Genomic DNA, 20,297 nt, shown 5'->3' on the forward strand with positions numbered 1-20,297 from the left:
TTTACATCTTTCTTTTTAAATGACGATTTGAAATATGCTGAATATAAAACTCTATATCTTGTGCCGAGTAACCTAAAAGTTGTCCAATTCTTCGTTCAAGTTCTATACATTTTTCAAAATTAGTTTCTGTGAATAAAGTTTCGATACATATCATAAGTTCATTTAAATTTTCTAAAGATGAAGCTTTGTAGATCAGCATAATTGAAAAAGGTAAAGGTAAAGAGGTTTGAATATCTTTACTCAGCATAGATAAAGTACCTTGTTCGAGATGCTTTAAAAACTCGACTGGTAATAGATCATAAAATAAAGCGATAGGTTTTTCGCCAGAAAGTAGCAATTCTAGTTCTTGCCCTTCATGGGGGCCAAGTTTGCCAATTTGTTCAGCCATATTAATACTCTTATTCTTATATTTTATTATGCAAAATGACTGCTTGAATTGTTGGCAGTCATTTGCTTTCCTAACAGTTATTAGGCTTGTGTTAACTCAAGCGCACGCTGATATGCTACTTTTTTCTTAATTCCTGTTAAATCGGCAGCAAGTTGAGACGCTGCTTTAACAGATAAGTCTTGAAGTAAACGCTTTAAAAGTTCATCTAGTTTTTCTTGTTCCAGATCTGTTTTTGCAGCCGCACCTCCCACAACGACTACAATTTCACCTTTCTCTTGGTTGTGGTCATTTTCAATGAAGCTGATCAAATCTTTTAACGTCATTTTTTTGATGGTTTCAAAAGTTTTAGTAATTTCACGTGCAAACCCTACAGGACGATCTTCACCAAATACCTGAGCCATATCTTTAACCGACTCTAAAATACGATGGGGTGCTTCATAGAAAATTAAGGTCTGGGTTTCGTTTTTAAGCTTTTCTAATTGAGAAATACGTTGTGAAGCTCTAGATGGAAGAAAACCTTCAAAGCTAAAACGGTCACTCGGCAAACCTACAGCACTTAAAGCAGCAATCGCAGCGCATGCACCAGGTACAGGAACGACTTTAATGCCATGTTCTTGAGCAGCACGGACTAATTTAAACCCCGGATCACTAATGAGCGGTGTACCTGCATCACTAATTAAAGCAACGCTATCACCAGCAAGTAATTTTTGAACTAATTGCTCAATTTTATTGCTTTCATTATGGTCATGACATGCAGTAAGTTGAGTCGATATATTATAGTGTTTAAACAGCTGGGCAGATTGGCGAGTATCTTCGGCAGCAACAATAGAAACTGATTTTAAAATATCAATTGCGCGGAAAGTCATATCATCTAAGTGCCCGATTGGGGTGGCTACAACAAATAACTGAGCACTCATTTGGTTTTACTCCGTACAGATAAACAATTTTAATGGGGCTAGTTTACCCGAAATTATGATTTGGGCGTGAACAATGTCTGCGCAGCTTACGCTTTTCGAAAAAGATCTGATTTTCATTTTTTCAATTTAGATCTGATATGACAGATGAATTTAAGAAAATAATTCACGCATAACAATATTTAGAGATGCTTTTAATTGGGGAGAAATACAAATGTTATTAGCACAGCAGTTGGGGAAATGGGCAGAGCAAACAGCTTTAAATCTTTTGCAAACGCAAAACTATGTGTGGGTCACAAGTAATTACCATTCACGCCGTGGCGAAGTTGATTTGATCGTCAAACGAGGGCAAGAGTTAGTTTTTGTTGAAGTAAAAGCGCGCACCATAGGAAATTATGGGCAGGCTTGTGAAATGGTAACGTGGACAAAACAGAAGAAAATTATCAAAACTGCGATGCGATTTTTACAGCGCTATCCATCTTATCAGGATTTTTATTGTCGTTTTGATGTGATTTGTTTTGATTTTCCACAGAAAATTGCAAAAACAGTACAGCAAGACTTTTCAAAATTCCATTATGATCTGCAATGGATCGAAAATGCATTTACTTTGGATTAAGAGTTCATTACTCTTTTGAGCAAATTAAAATCTGATGCTTTATGATCGAGCCAAGCCAAGAAATTGATAGGAGTCTGGTGGAGTGTTAAAACGTATTGCTGTAACAATGCTTTGTGTCGCAAGTTTATCAGGTTGCGCAAGTTTTATTTCTGGTGGAACAGGCACAGCTCCAGTGGGCACAGATAGCGGTGTCCGCAGTCTGGGCCAAGTATTCATTGACTCTTCAATTAAACGTACAGCAAATATCAACATTTATAAACTTGATCAACGTTTCAAGCAGTCACGTATTAATATCGAAAGTTTCCATAGTACAGTTTTATTAACTGGCCAAGTGCCAGACCCATACTTGAAACAATTGGCAGAAGATAATCTTAAAGCCATGAGTGATGTGAAAGCCGTACATAACTATATTACGGTGGGTAACAAAGTCAGCTATAACACCATTATGCAAGATGCGGGTGTAACAGCAAATACGCGTGCTCTTTTAATGAAGGCACCTGTAGTTTCTGATAGTAAGGTTCTTGTACATACCGAAGACGGCGTACTTTATGTAATGGGCCGTTTAAATACAGCTGAAATTAACGATTTAAACAGCGTCTTACAAAACGTTGGTAACGTTACCAAAATTGTTACTTTAATTGATAATGTTGATTTGGCGCCTGCTCCAGCAGCAAGTACAGGTAGCGCAACGGCTACACCAATTATTAATAACGTCATTGCTCAGCCAACAGTTCAAACACCTGTTGCAATTGATCCTGACCAAACAGATCCTGCTTCGACTGCACAGTAATCTATGAATCTGATTGAACAACTGCAAAGCAAAATTGAACAGGCGCGAACTCTCTATAAAGAGTTCCGCCTGTATGATTTGGGGAGTTTTGCTTTAAATCGTTTTACGCCAAAAGATGGTTTTGAACAGGTTCCAAATGTTCGTTATGGTCTAAAGCCTCGCCATCGCTTGGATATTTACCGATCTGTTAAAAAGTTAACTCATCAGCCTCTCATTGTTTTTGTGCATGGTGGGGCTTGGCAGCATGGTAATAAACGAGATTATCTTTTTATTGGTGAGACATTTGCCAAAGAAGGTTATGACGTTGCTGTGATTAACTACCAGTTAGCACCTAAAAATATTTTCCCAAGTTTTGTTGATGACCTGACTCAGGCATTGAATTATTTGCATCAAAACCAAGAAAAGCTGGAAATCTCTACAGAAAATATTGTACTTATGGGGCATTCAGCAGGGGCATTTAATGTCATGTCTGCTGTTTATCATCCAAAACCAAACACTATTCAATGTTTGGGCAATATCAAAGCGATTTTTGGTTTAGCTGGCCCATATCATTTTGACTACAAAGGCGATCCCCTAGCCGAAGATGCTTTTGACCAAAGTATTTCTTATCAAGAAGTGATGCCATACTATTTCGTCAACCAAAATAGTATTAAACATTACTTACTTATGGCTGAAAATGATCAGCTTGTAGGCAAAGAAAATACGTTAGATTTGGACCGAGCTTTAAGACAAAGTGGAAATCACAGCCATATCGCCGTGATTCCTAAAACTGGACATATTACAATTTTGGCCAGTCTTTCTAGTTTTATTAGTCATTATTTCAGGACTAAAAGAACGATTTTGCATTTTCTTGAAGAAGTGTTTTAAGCGAAAGTATTGCTTAAAACACAACAGATTACCCTGCTTGGGTAATCTGCATAATCATTGAATGAGCAATACTTCCTTTAAACGGAATTTCAGGTAATTGATCAATTTTGAAGAATTGTGCATCTGCAATTTCTTCTTCTTGCAGCTTAATTTCACCAGAGTCATATTCTGCTCTAAACGCAACCATAAGGTTACTTGGGAAGGGCCAAGGTTGACTTGACATATATTGAACATTTTTGAGTCTTAGGCCTACCTCTTCAAAAGCTTCGCGTTGTACTGCTTCTTCAAGCGTTTCACCCACTTCAACAAAACCTGCAATCAAACCATACATGTTGGTTTTGTTATGGACTGACTTCGCCAGCAAGATTTCATCATCACCTCGAGTAATGACCGTAATAATGCACGGGTTTACACGAGGATATTGATGATAGCGACAAGAAGGACACACCATTGCATATTCAGTTGGATGAACTTCTGTCGGGTGTCCGCAGTGACTACAAAACTTATGATTGCGTCGCCATTCAAGTAACTGTACAGCGCGGCTTGCTTGTAAGAACTGTTCTTTAGACCAACTTGTAATGAGTTGGCGAATTGGAACCAGTTGTAAGCCTTCGGGGATAGGTTCCTCAGCAAGCAAGTCACGTGCAATGACCTGCTCATCATGAGTGAAAAGTAAATCACTTGCTAACTTTTCGACTTTGGGTAGTTGAAGGTTTTGATCAACCAGTAATTGTTGATGATGAAAAATATAAGCAAGTGATAATTCAGACATTAAGCTGCCTTTTTTTGAAGTTGTTGACTACTCGACAATGCTACATTAAACATGGATTGTAGAACAGGTTGTTTATTTTTTAAATTGTCAACCAACATGTCAAGGCCTGCTAATACATTAAAAATACAGTGAATTTGATCTGTATTAAAAGGCTTGTTTTGTTCAAGTTGTTGCTGAACAAATTGAGCAGTTTGAAATAAAGCATCTTGTTGAATCGTGCTTCCTAAAAATTCGGCTGCACCCGCTAGCTCTTTTAATGAACCTGCAATTGCTTCAATATTTTGTGTCTGATCATTTGCATACAATGTAAGACTCTGACAAATAAAATCAATTAAATTTTTTGTCTCTGTGAGTAAGGCTTGGTGTGCCTCATCAAGGCGATCTAAAGAAATATTCGTGTTATTCACATGAAGTTGTAAACGACTAGACGTATATTGGCGTACCAAAATACCAATTGAGTTCATGGCAGACAAAATGCTGTTCATGAGCTGTTGAGCATAGTTATCATTACTTAATATATTGAGTTGACTTAAACTACTAGCTTGTTGAGAAAGCTCAGATGAGGCTTCGTCAAGGTTAAGTAGTTTAAATGTATATGCTAGCTGTAAAAGGCTTGTCTGTAATTGCTGCGCTTTTTCAGTCGACATATTTTGATAGTTATATTCAATATCATTACGTACTTTGTTCATTTCGCTCAAAATTAATTGGCTGACTGCATGCATGGTATCGAAGTCAGGACCAAAAAGATGGCGGCTTAAAACAAGGAGTTGCGTATCTGTTAGTATTTCATCGCCTATATGGAGTTGGTTGCGAATATGGTAAGCAACCTCATGTTCTTGAGAGATAACGATACTTAAAATATCTGCAAATGCAGCCAAATCAGGCTTAAAAGTTTCTGGGGTTTTTAAGAACTGACCAATATAACTTTCAATATTAATGAGTACACGTAGACGTGAATCATTTAAAAGCAGGTTATCAATATAGTTAAAAGCATTATTGACGAGTTGCCAATATTGTTGGCTTGGCTGATGGTTTGCCATGCTGACCAAATAGGTACCAATCAGTTTAAAAGCTTGAAAATTATGATTAGATTCTGTCTTTTTTAAAAATTGATGCAGAGATAACTTATAGAGTTGATGGATAAACTGAGTTTTTTCAGTAATGAATACTTCAGGTAATGGGAGTTCAAGCGAAGTATTTGCAAGTAACGGAGCAATCGCTTGTCCAGAGGGTGTGAGTGGTTTATTTAAAGCTAATTCTAAATTGTTTAAGGTGTTAAGAAGAAACTGAGGGACTTGTAATTCACGCAAACAGATAAACTCAATATATCTTTTTACCATGGTCGTGCCTTCACTCAGTGCAACGACATCATCTGTGTTAATTTGCGTTGGCTTAGCAATAATTTTTTGCATGAGCTCAGTTGAATATTGAGTGATTTTTGCAAGATAGGGGATATCAATTAAACGGAGGACTTGAGTGCATTGTTTAAATTGTTCTAATGCATCATCAATACCAAAAGGGAGTGTTTGCTCTTCAATTAAAGTGCTTACAGCGCCTTCAACCAGTTTTATTGAGCGATCAATTTCATGTTTAATGATGAGTAAAGCTGTTGGATCGAAATGAATCGAAGTATGCTCAGACATAAACGTTCCCCTTTGCAAAATAAATCAATTGTTATATTCGTAGTGCTCGATAATTTGAGCTAAAAATCTATGCGACTAATATAACTTAACTTACAAAGGGGAAAAGCTAAAAACGTTAAAGAATCAAAAATTTATTTTGCAAAAAGGCAAGGTTCTCCATGTTTTTTCTCAAATTCTTTGACCCAAGTCTCATGTGTATTTAGCTCTTCTTCAGAAGGACGAATAACTGGTAGGTCAATTTGAACCCTCGTTTTATTTGCAGTGTTCAGGCTATTTTCACTTTGAGATAAGGCATCTATATCAAAAGAAACTTGCCCACCTGTCATTGCCAAGTAAACATCTGAAAGAATTTCAGCATCGAGTAATGCACCGTGGAAAGTACGGTCACGTGCTGGAATTTCATAACGTCTTACAAGGGCATCAAGCGAGTTTTTTTGCCCTGGATGTTTGCTTTTCGCTAAAGCTAAAGTATCTGTTACCTCGCATACTTCAGAAAGCGCGGGAAGGCCAGCGCGTCTAAACTCCATATCAAGGAAGTTCATATCGAAGGTTGCGTTGTGGGCAATAATCTCTGCGCCTTTTAGATAATCAAAAAGCGTGTCGGCAATGTCTGCATAGAGTGGTTTATCTTTTAAGAAATTATCACTAATACCATGGATGTTTTCTGAGTCGCCCACTGGTTTTTGCGGATTAATATAAATATGAATCGAGCTACCGGTGAGTTTCCGGTTAATCATTTCAATGGCGCCCACTTCAATAATTCGGTCACCATCCTGAAAGTAAAAACCAGTGGTTTCTGTATCAAGAATCAGTTGTCGAGGGCCTTGTAATTTTAGCTTGGCTTCGGTTACAACAACTTGGGGGTGAATATTATTGATTGGTTGCTTACTTTCTTGCTCAGCAGGTTCAACTTCAATAACTTCTTCATCCACAATAATCATCTCAACTTCTTCGGACTGTTCAAGATCAATATTATCTTCTTCGGTTACTTCTGCCATATCAAACCCAAAAGGGTCGTCGAGCAACCAATCCTGTTCAGGCTTTTTTATATCTTGCAGTGCAGTCACTTGAACTGTTTTTTTTTGCAGTGCAGTTTGATCGGCTCCGATATTTGCAAGCTCATCAGCCATTTCATTGCCAGCATGTCCAGCATGGCCTTTAATCCAATGCCATTCAATATTTCGACCTGCACAGACAGCATCTAATTTTTGCCAAAGGTCAGGATTTTTTACATCCTTCCAGTTTTTCTTTTTCCAGCCATGAATCCATTCGGTAATCCCTTGCTTCACGTAATTTGAATCTGTCCAGATAATTAAGTGAGCATCGGTTGGGCAAAATGAGACGCCTTCAATAGCAGCAGTGAGCTCCATGCGGTTATTGGTTGTATCAGGTTCACCGCCAAATAATTTATGTTCACCCTGCTCGGTAATGACATATGCGCCCCAACCACCTAAACCAGGATTGCCACGACATGCACCATCAACATACAGTGTGATTGTTTGAGACATAAATCGAAACCTAAACTAAAAGAAAAAGAACTGAATATGGTGTATTGTATACGCAAAAAGTTCGGTTCCATCGTTACAAGGCAAGGTTTTTTTAATTTCTTGTAACATTTCCATGCAAATGACATTAAATTATTGCCTTGTCTATCTTGCATGCTTTACTACAATGGCATCGAAGACCTAGGGTTTGTGGGCAGACCCCAAAAAATATTACGCGAGTTGTTTGGAAGTTTTTATGTATAAACCAACCACATCTGTGTGGCAGCCATCTGCGGCATCATTGTTTAAAATTACCGTGCTTAGCTCTGCTTTAGCTGCGTTGGGTATTACAACAGGCTGTTCATCGACTCCACAATCTGCAAAAACCTCAAAATCTAAGCAGGTCAGCGGTGCAGGTTATTTAGATGCAAGTAGTCTTGACTCTTTGGAAGACTTACTTTCAGCAACTGATATGCGTGCTGTAGAAGGTGATCGTCTGCTTATTTTAAAGCATGGTGATGTCTGGAAGCGTATGTCCGTGGGTTTCAAAATGGATTTGAATCATTGGGATTCACGTATTGAAGCTCAGCGTAGCTGGTTTATTTCTCGTCAGCCTTACCTTGATCGCTTGAGTGCTCGTGCCAGTCGTTATTTGTACCATACAGTGAAAGAAGCTGAACGCCGTGGATTGCCAACAGAACTTGCGTTATTACCAGTAATTGAAAGTTCTTATGACCCAGCTGCAACAAGTAGCGCAGCAGCAGCGGGGCTATGGCAGTTTATTCCAAGCACTGGTCGTATTTATGGCTTAAAACAAACAGGTATGTATGATGGGCGTCGAGATGTCGTTGAGTCGACTCGCGCAGCTTATGAATTTTTGGGAAGCCTATATAATCAATTCGGTTCTTGGGAACTTGCTTTGGCAGCCTATAATGCTGGCCCAGGACGTATTCAACAGGCGATTAACCGCAACCAAGCTGCTGGTTTACCAACTGACTATTGGTCATTAAAATTGCCTGCAGAAACGATGAACTATGTTCCACGTTTCTTAGCTGTTGCTCAAATTATTAAAAATCCAAAGGCTTATGGTGTAGAACTACCACCAATTGCAAATAGACCCCATTTCCGTGAAGTGACTTTATCTGCGCCTTTAAGTTTAAATGAAATTGCTTCTGTAGCAGGATTAAGCCGCGCGGAACTTTATGCATTGAACCCAGGCTATCGCGGTGAAGCAGTAGACCCTGCGAGTCCAATGCGTATTTTGATTCCAGCAGATTTAAGCCCTTCAATTGATAATAAATTAAAAGGAACAAAATCGGGTGGTAGCTCAGGTTGGTGGGCAAATGTAACTTCACCGTCTAAACCGACGACAGTTAGTCCTTCTACTTCAGTGACAACAAGACCGACTCCTACAACGCAAGTTCAGCCAGTTAAACCTTCTTCACCAGTGAAGACAAGTTCAGCTACTTCAAAATCTACACCACGTGGTTCAGATGCGTTGGCTGCCTTTGCCGCATCGGCGGATGTACCGAGTGCACCGCGTATTCCTGTAGCTGTGACCAATGCAGCTAACATTACGAAGCCTGTTAAAATGGAACCACCAATTTCGGCTTCTGAACGTGAAAAGATTTTAGCGGCAGTTCGCGCTGAAGGCGTAAAAGAAACTGTAGATCAAGCTTTGCAACCGCAAGCAACTCAAGCTGAAAAAGATCAAGTCGTTGCTGAATTAAAAGCAATTGCGCCTAAAGGAACTGAAATTGTCGATCCGTATGATGGCAAAATTAGGTTAACTGCAATTCAGACAAGTCAGTCAGTTGCAGAACAGCAAGGTAAAGAGGTCAGCAAAGGTTTTGCTTATCCAAAAACTCTAACAGAAGATGCAAGTGTTGCGAATTCTGAAGAGGCACAGCGTAATAAAGACAAACCTTACATTAAGACTGATACTGATGTAGTGGTTGTACAACCTAAAGGTAAGCGTAGTACCTATACTGTTTTACCGGGTGATACTTTAGCTGTTATTGCGATGAAAAACGGAGTGAACTGGCGTGATGTTGCTAAGTGGAACCAGATTGATCCTGAAAAGACGTTATATGTAGGATCAACGCTTTATCTTTATGATGCCAAACCACAAGAGACCCAAAGTGCTTCGAAAAGTACTGCTAAGCCGGATGTATATGTAGTTGAGGCTAACGACAGTTTAAGTGGTGTTGCTAATCAGTTTAATTTGTCAGTAAAACAATTAGCTGAATATAACGATTTATCAGTGACCGATGGTTTGTTTGTTGGTCAGAAACTGCATTTGAAAGAGCCTAAAGGCAATCGTAATTCTGCTAAGGCAGAGGCTAAAGCAGTTCAGGCAAGTGCACGTCGTATTGCGACAAAGAGCTATACAGTTAAACGCGGCGAATACCTTAAATTGATTGCAGACCGTTATGCACTCTCTAATCAAGAGTTAGCAGAACTGACACCAGGATTGTCAGCTGGTAGTAATTTAATGGTCGGTCAGAAAATTAATGTACCTGCAAAAGAAATTGCTGTTGATGAAGGTGATGACAACAAAGCTTCTGGTAAATATGAAAAACTTGCAGCAGGTCCATCATATAAGACTGAAAGTTATAAAGTGCAGCGTGGTGATACATTATCAAGTATTGCGACCAAGTCTAAAATTAGCTTAACTGAACTTGCAGAACTGAATAACTTAAAAGCTAGTAGTCATGTACAACTTGGGCAAAACTTGAAAGTACCTGCGGGTGTAAGTGTTCCAGACCACTATGTTGTACAGTCGGGTGATAGTTTGCATGCGATTGCAGCTAAATATAACTTACAAACAAGCTATTTAGCTGATTTAAACGGTTTATCTCGTACGGCAGGTGTCCGTGCTGGTCAGCGTTTAAAATTGACAGGTGAAGTTGAAGCACCGAGCAAGGCTTCTACTACTAAAAATGCTAAAGATGAAACACCAGATACTTATACAGTTAAATCTGGTGATAATTTACGAAGCATCGCCAATCGCTATCATCTACAGTTAGATTACCTTACAGCATTAAATGGCTTGCCTCGTAACAGCAGTGTGCGTGTAGGACAGCATTTAAAGCTAACAGGTGATGTACCTACAGTTGAAACAGCTAAAGTTGATACCAAGACCTCAGCTAAAACGGTTGCGGCTGGTAAAAACACTGAAAAATATACTGTGAAATCTGGTGAGTCCTTAAATAGTATTGCGAGTCGTGCAGGAATTTCAGTGCGTGAACTTGCTGAAATGAATGCCTTGAAAGCAAGTGCTAACTTACAGCGCGGTCAAAATATTGTTATTCCAAAAACTGTTGTGGAATACAAGGTAAAGCGCGGTGATACATTAATTGGTCTTGCCAGCAAATATGGTTTAGAAACCAATTTACTGGCTGAGCTGAATAATTTAACGCCTTCTACTCAGCTTCGCATTGGCGATGTCATTAAAGTGCCTAATTTATAAAATAATTAGCAACTTATGCATAAATTATATTTTCAACTGAGCCTGCTAGTCGGGCTCAGTGTCGTTTCTCATGTTGTCTTTTCAGCGCAGCAAACCACCTCATACATTGCGATTCATTCCAAACCCAAATATTTGGGAATGATGGCGATGCCATATGCAAACCCTAATGCGCCTAAAGGTGGTTTGTTAAGTCAGGCGGCCCAAGGAACTTTTGATAACCTCAATAGTATGAATGGCAAAGGGAATGCCACAGAAGGTGTTAATTATCTTTTTGATTCTTTAATGACCCAATCGCTAGATGAGGTCGGGGTTTTATATCCTCTTTTGGCAGAGAAAGTGAGTTATGATCCGGACAAAACTCAGTCAGTAACTTTCTATTTAAACCCTAAGGCTCGTTTTAGTAATGGGCAGCCTTTAACCGCGGCAGATGTTAAATTTAGTTTTGATGCCTATCAGACAAAATCAAATTTAGGGCTACAAATGTACCTTGCTGATTTGGCAAAAACGGAAGTGATAAACCCACATCAAGTAAAGTTTAGTTTTAAGTCTGCTCATAATCCTAAAATGCCATTTATTTTGGCGACCTTGCCCATTTACTCAAAAACAGACTGGCAAAAAAAGGATTTTACCCGAATTACTTTGCAACCTATTGTTGGCTCGGGACCTTATGTAGTTGAACGAGTTGATGCGGGTAGAAGTATTAGCTATAAACGAAATCCAAATTATTGGGCAAAAGATTTGCCTATTAATAAGGGGCGCTATAATTTCGACAGATTGAAATATGTCTATTATCGAAATTGGGATATTGCTTTTGAAGGGTTTAAATCAGGGCAATATACCTTACATGAAGAGACTAATCCTAAAAAATGGGTAATGGACTATCGCTTTCCGGCAGTAAAAGCGGGTTTAGTCACTCAATATAAATTTCGGCACCATAATCCGATTGCAACCGAAAGTTATGTTTTTAACACGAGACGGAAGCCTTTAAATGACATTCGTCTAAGGCAAGCCCTTACGTATGCCTATGACTTTGAATGGCAGAATAAAGCATTATTTTATGGCCAATATCAGCGCCTTCAAAGTTATTTTGAAAATAGCGAATTAGCCGCAACCGGTCGACCTTCAAAATTTGAATTGGAGTTGTTAAAACCGTTATTACCCAAGTTATCTCCAGTGATGCAAAAGGGTGTTTTAGCAGACTGGAAATACCCAGTGTCGGATGCAAGTGGATTTAACCGTCGGAATTTATTAATTGCACGGCAGTTACTGATACAAGCGGGTTATAACGTTAAAGATGGGCAGTTATTTACACCTGAAGGGAAAAAAGTTCAGCTTGAATTTTTGATTCAGCAAGATGGCAAGCAAAGAACGCTTATGCCTTTTGTTCGTAACCTGAAAAAATTAGGTATTCAGGTCAATTTACGTCAAGTCGATGCGCCACAATATTTAGAACGTACGCGCCGTTATGACTTTGACATGACCACAATGAACTTGCCGCAATCTCTTAATCCAGGTAATGAACAGAGTCAGTTTTGGGGGAGTGTGGCAGCCGCTCAAGAGGGGAATTATAATTATGCGGGTATTCGAAATCCCGTGATTGATCAAGTCATTTCCAAACTTGTTGCAAGCAAAGATCGTGAGCAACAGATTATTTATACTCGTATTCTCGATCGATTGCTTAAAGCTGGATATTATCAAATTCCGACCTATGGTAAAGGTGAAAACTGGTATGCTTACTGGAATATGTATCAACAACCTCAAGTTAAACCGTTGCTTTCTTCTGGGATAGATTACTGGTGGAGTGATGCAAATAAAGCCAAAAAAGTTGCCAAATATTTACATCAACAATAAAAAGCACCTGCCATAAAGGAAATCCTGTTATATGGGTTCATATATTCTCAAGCGACTTCTTTTAATCATCCCGACGTTATTTGTCATTTTATTGATTAACTTTGTGGTTGTGCAAATTGCACCGGGTGGGCCAGTTGAACAAGCAATCCATCAGGCACAAAGTGGTGTAGGAATTGGCCGTGCATTAGGTTCAGAAACCTATTATCAGGGAGCACAAGGTTTAAGCCCTGAAATGGTTGAGCAAATTAAGGCACATTATGGCTTTGACCGTTCTGCACCAGAGCGTTTTCTTATAATGCTAAAAGGCTATTTAACTTTAGATTTTGGGCAAAGTTTTTTTAAAGATAAGCCAGTTATACAATTATTATGGGAAAAAATGCCTGTTTCTATTTCACTTGGACTAGTCAGCACTTTTCTGATTTATTTACTTTCTATTCCTCTGGGCATTAAAAAAGCAAGACAACAGGGCTCTTTGTTTGATCAGACCACTTCTTTATTGCTTGTGGTGGGGTATGCCGTACCAAGTTTTGTGTTTGCGATATTGCTGGTTGTTTTTTTTGCAGGTGGCTCTTATTTGCATTGGTTTCCTTTGCAAAATCTTGTGTCAGATAATTTTAGCCAGCTTGGATTGGTGGGCAAGATTACAGACTATTTATGGCACCTGACATTGCCCTTAATTACCATGGTTTTAGGCGGTTTTGCGAGTTTAACGTACTTAACTAAATATTCATTTTTAGAAGAATTAAATAAACCTTATGTATTGGCTGCCTATGCGAAAGGTTTAAATAGCCAGCAGGTCTTATATAAACATGTATTTCGTAATGCCATTTTAGTGGTATTGGCGGGGCTGCCAGAGGCTTTGGCAGGTATCTTTTTTGTTGGGAACCTTTTTGTAGAAATTATTTTCCATCTCGATGGAGTAGGGTTGTTGGGCTTTGAAGCAATTGTCCAGCGGGACTATCCTGTTATTTTTGGGGTTTTGTTTTTCTTTACTTTATTTAGTCTAATTTTACGTTTGATTTGCGATGTTCTGTACCAGTGGATTGATCCACGTATTCATTTTGATGCGCAAGGAGGCAAATAATGTCTCTGATTACGCGAACAAGACTACAGCGGTTTCGGCAACATAAGTTGGGGTTTGCCAGTTTTATTTTATTTAGTCTAATTTTGGTTTTGTCATTAGCAGCCGAATTAATTGCTAACGATAAACCGTTATTGGTGAAATATGAAGATTCTTACTATTTGCCAGTAGTTAAGGCCTATCCTGAAACCACATTTGGTGGTGTGTTTGAAACAGAAACAGACTATAAAGACCCTGCAGTGCAAGAGTTGATTAATGCTAAAGGATGGGAGATCTGGCCACTCATTCGTTTTTCTTACCAAACTCCTAATTTAGATTTGGCCGTTCCTGTGCCATCGCCACCCTCTAAGCAAAACTGGTTGGGAACAGATGATCAGGGACGAGATGTTTTTGCCCGTATTCTCTATGGCTTAAGAGTATCTTTACTTTTTGGTTTGGCATTAACCTTTTGTTCTGCTTTATTCGGCATTATTGTAGGAGCGATTCAAGGTTACTACGGTGGCTGGATAGATTTATTGGGACAACGTTTGATTGAAGTCTGGAATGGCTTGCCCATGCTATTTATGGTGATGATTTTAGTCAGTATGTTTGTACCGAATGTCTATTGGCTATTTTTTATTATGTTGTTTTTTGGCTGGACATTCCTAGTTGGAATGGTCAGAGCTGAGTTTTTAAAAGCTCGTCAACTTGACTATGTTCGAGCGGCTCAAGCATTAGGGGTAACGGATCGCGTTATTATTTTTAAGCATATTTTACCAAATGCCATCAGTTCAAGCTTGTCACAATTACCATTTATTCTAACAACGAATATTAGCGCTTTAACTGCTCTTGATTTTCTGGGCTATGGATTGCCACCCGATGCCGCATCCTTAGGCGAGTTATTGCTACAGGGTAAAAATAATCTAGATGCACCGTGGCTCGCACTTTCAGGCTTTTTTAGCTTGGCTATTGTTTTGTCATTATTAATCTATATTGGGGAGGCAGCTCGTGATGCATTTGACCCAAGAAAATAATTCTAGTCTGATTTCTACTTTATTGAAGGTGGAAAATCTTTCAATTCAAACGCAAGACCAAAAGATTTTATTAGACGATCTTAATTTTGAACTGTCAGCTGGAGAAACACTCGCGATTGTGGGGGAAAGTGGTTCGGGTAAATCTATGAGCTGTTTGGCTATGATGGGGCTATTACCCGAAAACTTAAAATTAATAGGACAGGTTTTTGTTGGTCCCAAAAATATTTTAGAAATGGATGAAAAAGCTCAATCTGTTGTTCGTGGTCGGCAAATCGCAATGATTTTTCAAGAGCCTGCTACCGTATTAAATCCATTGCATCGGGTTGAAAAGATTGTAGGAGAAAACCTTGTTTTATCAGGTTTTTCAAAAATTGAAGTTCGACAGCAAGTTGTTGCTTTGCTAACAGATGTAGGAATTAGTGAACCTGAAAAGATTTTAAAGCGCTATCCTCATGAGCTTTCAGGTGGCCAACGGCAACGTGTCATGATTGCGATGACATTGGCACTGCAACCCAAAATTTTGATTGCCGATGAACCTACTACGGCACTTGATGTCATTTTACAGATTCAGATTTTAGAGCTATTAAAATCTTTACAAGCGAAATATGGGATGGCTCTTATTTTAATTAGCCATGACTTAAATGTAGTTCGTCAATATGCCGATGAGCTTGTAGTGCTGCAAAAAGGGCGTGTTGTTGAGCAAGGGGACCTTAAACAAATCTTTGCACATCCTAAAACAGCCTATACCAAGCAATTATTAGAACATGATTTTGGAAATGCAGCGCCGCTTGAAATAGAAAATAATATTTTATTCGTTCATCAGCTCAGCGTGAAATTCCCGATTAGGAAAGGGATTTTGAACCGTATTCAGGGATATATTACGGCAATTGAGAATTTAAGTTTAGAACTAGCTCAAGGTGAGTCACTTGGCATTGTGGGGGAAAGCGGTGCAGGTAAATCGTCTTTAGCCCTCGCGTTGGTCCGACTCATTAAAAGTGAAGGCCAGATTATTTTTTTAGGCCAAGATTTAAATCAATTACCTTCAAAAGTTTTACGATCTGCAAGGTCTAATTTCCAAATTGTGTTCCAAGACCCATTTGGTAGTTTGAATCCGCGGATGACAGTGGGGCAGATTATTACTGAAGGCTTAAAAGTAAATGTCCTACCAGATGTACAAACTCAAGAGCGCCTTAAATCTGTTTTAGATAAGGTTGAGTTGAATATAGATTTTCAGCATCGTTACCCACATGAGCTTTCGGGAGGGCAACGTCAACGGGTAGCTCTAGCAAGGGCATTGGTGGTTGAGCCTCAGCTTTTAATTTTAGATGAACCTACTTCCGCATTAGATCGGACTACACAAAAAGCCATTATCCAGTTATTAAAGCGCCTACAACAGACCGAGCAGTTAAGCTATATTTTTATTAGTCATGATTTAAATATTGTTAAATCACTTTGCCATAAAGTTATGGTATTACGGCATGCAAAAGTTGTGGAATATCAGCTCACTGAGCAGTTATTTAATGACCCTAAAACTGAATATACCAAGCAATTAATTTCGGTAAGTCTTTAATTTATTTTAATAAAAATTTTTTTATGAGCATAAATATTATTAAAGTTTTTAATGCAAAAAGTTGCAGTTTTTTATACTTTTTAAATTTGACATGTGCTATTGTCAGTTATCGATTTTCCCTTGACATGACCTATAACTCATCTAAATTAGAGTAATTACTCTAAAATATTAAAAGAGGTTAACCATGAGCCAGATTGCACAACCAATCACAATTCGAAATATCACATTTAAAAACCGGATTATTAAAGGTGCAATGAGTGAGGCACTTGCAAATTATGAAGGTCAGCCAAATGACTTACATTTAGGCTTGTACGGTGCATGGGCTAAAGGTGGTTTAGGCTGTGCCATTACAGGGAATGTCATGGTCAATGTGGAAGCCAAAAACGAACCAGGTGTTGTGGTTATTGAAACTGAGCGTGACTTAGAGCGTTTAAAAAAATGGGCAGCGGTCGGTAAACAATATGGAATGGTACAACTGATTCAATTGTCTCACCCTGGTCGTCAGTGCCCAAAAGGACTAAATAAAGAAACAGTCGCACCTTCGGCAGTTGCTTTTAGTCCTGCTTTAGCGACTATGTTTGGTACTCCACGTGCTCTTACACATGAAGAAATTCTGGATATTATTAAACGCTTTGCGACGGCGGCTCGTGTTTGCGAAAAAGCGGGTTTTGAAGGGGTGCAATTACATGGCGCACATGGATATTTAATTAGCCAGTTTCTATCGCCATTAACCAACAAACGGACTGACCAATGGGGTGGTTCCGTTGAAAACCGTACCCGTTTCTTATTAGAAGTTTATAAAGCGGTACGTGAAGCAACCTCAGAGAACTTTATCATTTCGGTTAAACTCAATTCTGCCGATTTTCAGCGTGGTGGTATTAGCGAAGAAGATGTGATTTCAGTATTTAAAGCTATCGATGAGGCTGGTATTGATTTGATCGAAATTTCAGGTGGTTCTTACGAAGCACCAGCAATGGCAGGTGTTAAGGCTGATAAACGTAAAACTAGTACCATTGCTCGTGAAGCTTATTTCTTAGATTTTGCTGAAAAGATCCGCCAACATGTTAAATGTAAACTCATGGTAACAGGGGGATTCCGTACAGTAGAAGGCATGAATGCTGCTCTGGCAAGTGGTGCATGTGACTTTATTGGTATTGCTCGTCCACTTGCTGTTGAAACAGATTTAACGGACCGTTTAATCGCAGGCCAAGATGTTCGCTACGCAGTAAAACCAATTAAAACGGGTTTACCTTTTGTCGATAAAATGGCGATTATGGAAATCATTTGGTACGCAGCACAATTTAAAGCAATTGGGCAGGGTAAAAAGCCAAATCCAAAACTATCACCTTTAATTGTGTTTTTAAATTACGCCAAGGGCAATATTAAGGCTGTTGTTCAAGGGCGTGTGAATTCACGTAAGTCAGCATAAATTTGATGCTCCATTTCAACTGTTGAAATGGAGCATTTATTTTAGAACGTATAGCTCATACCCAATTGAACCGTACGTGATTCACCCGGATAGGCATATAAATTAAAAGCACTTTCATCATAAACTTTGTTAAAAATATTCTTCACATCTAAGTTAAGACGAAGTTTTGGTGTTGCCTGATAATAAGAAACTAGGTCTGTAACCGCATAGCCTTTCATAGTGTAGGTACTATTGGCTGTTTGACCTGCACGCTTATCAATATATTTTTGATTGATACCTAAACCTAAGCCTTGTAAAGGCCCATCCTGAAATTCATAAATATTTAAAAGGTTAAAGCTATTCTTTGGAATGTTGGCTAGAGCAGTTCCTTTTTGCAGGCTATTGTCTTTAGTCACTTCTGCATCTGTATAGGCATATCCACCAATAATTTTCCAAGCAGGCGTAATTTGTCCTGCAATATTTAGCTCAACACCTTGGCTACGAACTTTACCTGCTGCCACTTTATAGGCTGAATCAACAGGATCTAGGGTTAAAACATTTTCCTTGTTGGCGTAAAAAATAGCGGAATCAATCGATAACATATTATCGATTGCTTGCCATTTAAAGCCTAACTCGTAAGCTAAGCCTTCTTCAGGGTCAAACCCTTCTCCATTACGGCTAGCACCAGTGTTTGGCTTAAAAGATTTTGCAGCATTACTATAGATTGAAAGGTCATCGTTGGCTTTAAAGACTAAACCTAAACGTGGAATAAACGCATTGTGACTCGTATTCCAGTTCGAAGTATTTGGTAATAGGTTTTTATAATCATGTTCGTAATGTTCAAAACGTAAGCCTAATAACGCGCTTAAACGCTCACTTAAATCGACTTGGTCTTGTATAAAAAGGGCAGTTGTTTTTAAGTTTTCACGGTCATGTGTCGTCACACGGTTAAGCTCAGGCAGAGGCTGTCCTAAAACAGGGTCATAAATATTAATAGGATAACTACCGATATCTCCACTTGAACGGATGATGTATGATTTGTAATCATAGTTTTCATATTCAAGCCCAGTCACTAAGGTGTTTGCTAAACCTAAAAGCTGGAATTTACCTGTTAGGTTAATTTGAGCATCGGTATCTTGCCATTTTAATTCGCGGTAGTTGTAATTACGCCCTAGGGTTTCTCCGTCATTTTGAATACCATTTGCTTCTACTGCATAGCCATGTAATTTGCCATTTAAATATTGCACACCAGCATTGAGCTTCCAGTCATTACCAAGGTCATGTTCAACTCGTAATTGAGTCATATTGTTATCATTGTAGAGTCGGTTGCTGTATTTACCTGTTTCCCATAAATAGGTTTCTGGTGAACTATTAAAAGACTTCTGTGCAGGATAACGCGTATGCCCACGGTCAAGCGGATGTTGATTTCGTAAAATATCGGCTTCAAAAGTGACTTTAGTTGCATCAGTCGCTTGCCATTGAATGACTGGCGTAATTCCATAACGTTTGGATTCGACATGGTCACGATAACTATCACCACCTTCTGCAATTACATTTAGGCGATAACCGATATTTTCTGCATTTGGAATGGTGCCTGTAGTGTCTACAGTGGTGCGGTATAAACCTTCACTGTTAAGCTGAGCACCTAAAGTTGTTTGTTGCTCAGACTTTGGTGTTTTTGAAATTAAGTTAAAAGTACCACCAGGATCACCACGGCCATATAAGCTTGAAGAGGGACCACGTAAAACGTCTACGCGTTCAATTGTATTGCTATCTGGCGCATTTGGATAACCACGGTTAATTGGGAATCCATTTCGATAAAACTCGCCACTGGTAAAGCCACGGACGTTAAAGCCCGTTAAACCTTGACCTCCAAAGTTATTAGCACGAGTAACTCCCCCAGCTAAATCAAGCGCTTCAATTAAGCGGGTTGCTCCAATATCTTCTATTGCTTTTTGGGTTACTACACTGACCGACTGAGGGGTATCTTTTAAGGCAATTTCACTGCGTGTTGCACTACTCGAATTATCGACTTTATAGGTTTGGTCAGATGCCTGTTGGGCTTTAATTTTAATAGTTGCCAGAGTCGTTGAAGAGTTATCTGTTTCTGCAAAAGCAGTTGAGATACAACAGAGTTGAGCAATGCTGAGGGAGAGGAGACGAAGCTTAAGATCCATTTAAAACCTTGTTGATAATAAATATCAGTATGAAAATAAGAATTATTATAGTGTAACTGTGTGTAAAAGGAATACAGAATCAGTGATAAATTTGCACAAGTGTATTTTATTAGGAAATATAAATTTTGAGAGTTAAAAATATAAATCCTTAAATAACTCTAAATTTCAGTCTAAAATAGTTCGTTATATGCATAAACAATAGCTTTAAAATCAATTAAATATTTTATAGCTAATTTTTTTAAATTGTATTT

General features: G+C 38.7%; 15 protein-coding genes. 9 read left to right on the forward strand and 6 right to left on the reverse strand.

Features of this window, described 5'->3' with window-relative positions:
• Window position 1 precedes the first annotated feature (1 nt).
• Both I5515_RS12080 and rsmI read right to left on the reverse strand, forming a co-directional pair.
• Window positions 2-388, reverse strand: a complete 387-nt coding sequence (locus I5515_RS12080) for a hemin receptor (RefSeq protein WP_199967189.1) — start codon at window positions 386-388, stop codon at window positions 2-4.
• 80 nt (window positions 389-468) lie between these two features.
• On the reverse strand, window positions 469-1,305 hold the full coding sequence (rsmI, locus tag I5515_RS12085; protein WP_199967191.1) for a 16S rRNA (cytidine(1402)-2'-O)-methyltransferase: 837 nt from the start codon (window positions 1,303-1,305) through the stop codon (window positions 469-471).
• A 211-nt stretch (window positions 1,306-1,516) separates the two neighbouring features.
• On the opposite strand from rsmI, the gene I5515_RS12090 reads away from it, so the two are divergent.
• The 3 genes from I5515_RS12090 (at window position 1,517) to I5515_RS12100 (ending at window position 3,575) form a co-directional block, all read left to right on the forward strand.
• Entirely contained in the window at window positions 1,517-1,918 is a 402-nt protein-coding gene (locus I5515_RS12090; RefSeq protein WP_199967201.1) for a YraN family protein, read from the forward strand.
• 82 nt (window positions 1,919-2,000) lie between these two features.
• Window positions 2,001-2,708 (forward strand): BON domain-containing protein, encoded by a 708-nt coding sequence (locus I5515_RS12095; RefSeq protein ID WP_199967202.1) that lies wholly within the window; start codon window positions 2,001-2,003, stop codon window positions 2,706-2,708.
• A 3-nt stretch (window positions 2,709-2,711) separates the two neighbouring features.
• The gene (locus I5515_RS12100; protein ID WP_199967204.1) at window positions 2,712-3,575 is read left to right on the forward strand and encodes an alpha/beta hydrolase; all 864 of its coding nucleotides are present in this window, start codon (window positions 2,712-2,714) and stop codon (window positions 3,573-3,575) included.
• 28 nt (window positions 3,576-3,603) lie between these two features.
• On the opposite strand, the gene nudC is transcribed toward I5515_RS12100, so the two are convergent.
• The 3 genes from nudC to dnaQ form a co-directional block, all read right to left on the reverse strand.
• Window positions 3,604-4,347, reverse strand: coding sequence for an NAD(+) diphosphatase (gene nudC, locus I5515_RS12105; protein WP_199967206.1), 744 nt, complete (start codon window positions 4,345-4,347; stop codon window positions 3,604-3,606).
• The gene (locus I5515_RS12110) at window positions 4,347-5,990 is read right to left on the reverse strand and encodes a chemotaxis protein (RefSeq protein WP_199967208.1); all 1,644 of its coding nucleotides are present in this window, start codon (window positions 5,988-5,990) and stop codon (window positions 4,347-4,349) included. The genes nudC and I5515_RS12110 overlap by 1 nt, the downstream gene beginning before the upstream one ends.
• Window positions 5,991-6,121: 131 nt before the next feature.
• Window positions 6,122-7,498 (reverse strand): DNA polymerase III subunit epsilon, encoded by a 1,377-nt coding sequence (gene dnaQ / locus I5515_RS12115; protein WP_199967210.1) that lies wholly within the window; start codon window positions 7,496-7,498, stop codon window positions 6,122-6,124.
• Between the two features lie 232 nt (window positions 7,499-7,730).
• On the opposite strand from dnaQ, the gene I5515_RS12120 reads away from it, so the two are divergent.
• The 6 genes from I5515_RS12120 (at window position 7,731) to I5515_RS12145 (ending at window position 17,890) form a co-directional block, all read left to right on the forward strand.
• Window positions 7,731-10,946 (forward strand): lytic transglycosylase, encoded by a 3,216-nt coding sequence (locus I5515_RS12120; RefSeq protein ID WP_199967220.1) that lies wholly within the window; start codon window positions 7,731-7,733, stop codon window positions 10,944-10,946.
• 15 nt (window positions 10,947-10,961) lie between these two features.
• A complete protein-coding gene (locus tag I5515_RS12125) occupies window positions 10,962-12,797 on the forward strand; it encodes an extracellular solute-binding protein (protein ID WP_199967222.1) in 1,836 nt (611 codons plus the stop codon).
• Between the two features lie 31 nt (window positions 12,798-12,828).
• Entirely contained in the window at window positions 12,829-13,881 is a 1,053-nt protein-coding gene (locus I5515_RS12130; protein WP_199967225.1) for an ABC transporter permease subunit, read from the forward strand.
• The gene (locus I5515_RS12135) at window positions 13,881-14,891 is read left to right on the forward strand and encodes an ABC transporter permease (protein ID WP_199967227.1); all 1,011 of its coding nucleotides are present in this window, start codon (window positions 13,881-13,883) and stop codon (window positions 14,889-14,891) included. The genes I5515_RS12130 and I5515_RS12135 overlap by 1 nt, the downstream gene beginning before the upstream one ends.
• Complete coding sequence (locus I5515_RS12140; RefSeq protein ID WP_199967229.1) at window positions 14,866-16,461, forward strand: ABC transporter ATP-binding protein; 1,596 nt, start codon at window positions 14,866-14,868, stop codon at window positions 16,459-16,461. The genes I5515_RS12135 and I5515_RS12140 overlap by 26 nt, the downstream gene beginning before the upstream one ends.
• Before the next feature lie 184 nt (window positions 16,462-16,645).
• Window positions 16,646-17,890 carry an NADH:flavin oxidoreductase/NADH oxidase family protein gene (locus I5515_RS12145; RefSeq protein WP_199967231.1) on the forward strand — a complete coding sequence of 415 codons (1,245 nt, stop codon included), beginning with the start codon at window positions 16,646-16,648 and terminating at the stop codon, window positions 17,888-17,890.
• 41 nt (window positions 17,891-17,931) lie between these two features.
• Here I5515_RS12145 and I5515_RS12150 read toward each other — a convergent pair whose 3' ends face one another.
• Entirely contained in the window at window positions 17,932-20,046 is a 2,115-nt protein-coding gene (locus tag I5515_RS12150) for a TonB-dependent siderophore receptor (RefSeq protein WP_199967233.1), read from the reverse strand.
• Window positions 20,047-20,297 lie beyond the last annotated feature (251 nt).

It is taken from the genome of Acinetobacter calcoaceticus (genome assembly GCF_016508255.1).
Lineage (GTDB): Bacteria > Pseudomonadota > Gammaproteobacteria > Pseudomonadales > Moraxellaceae > Acinetobacter > Acinetobacter calcoaceticus_E.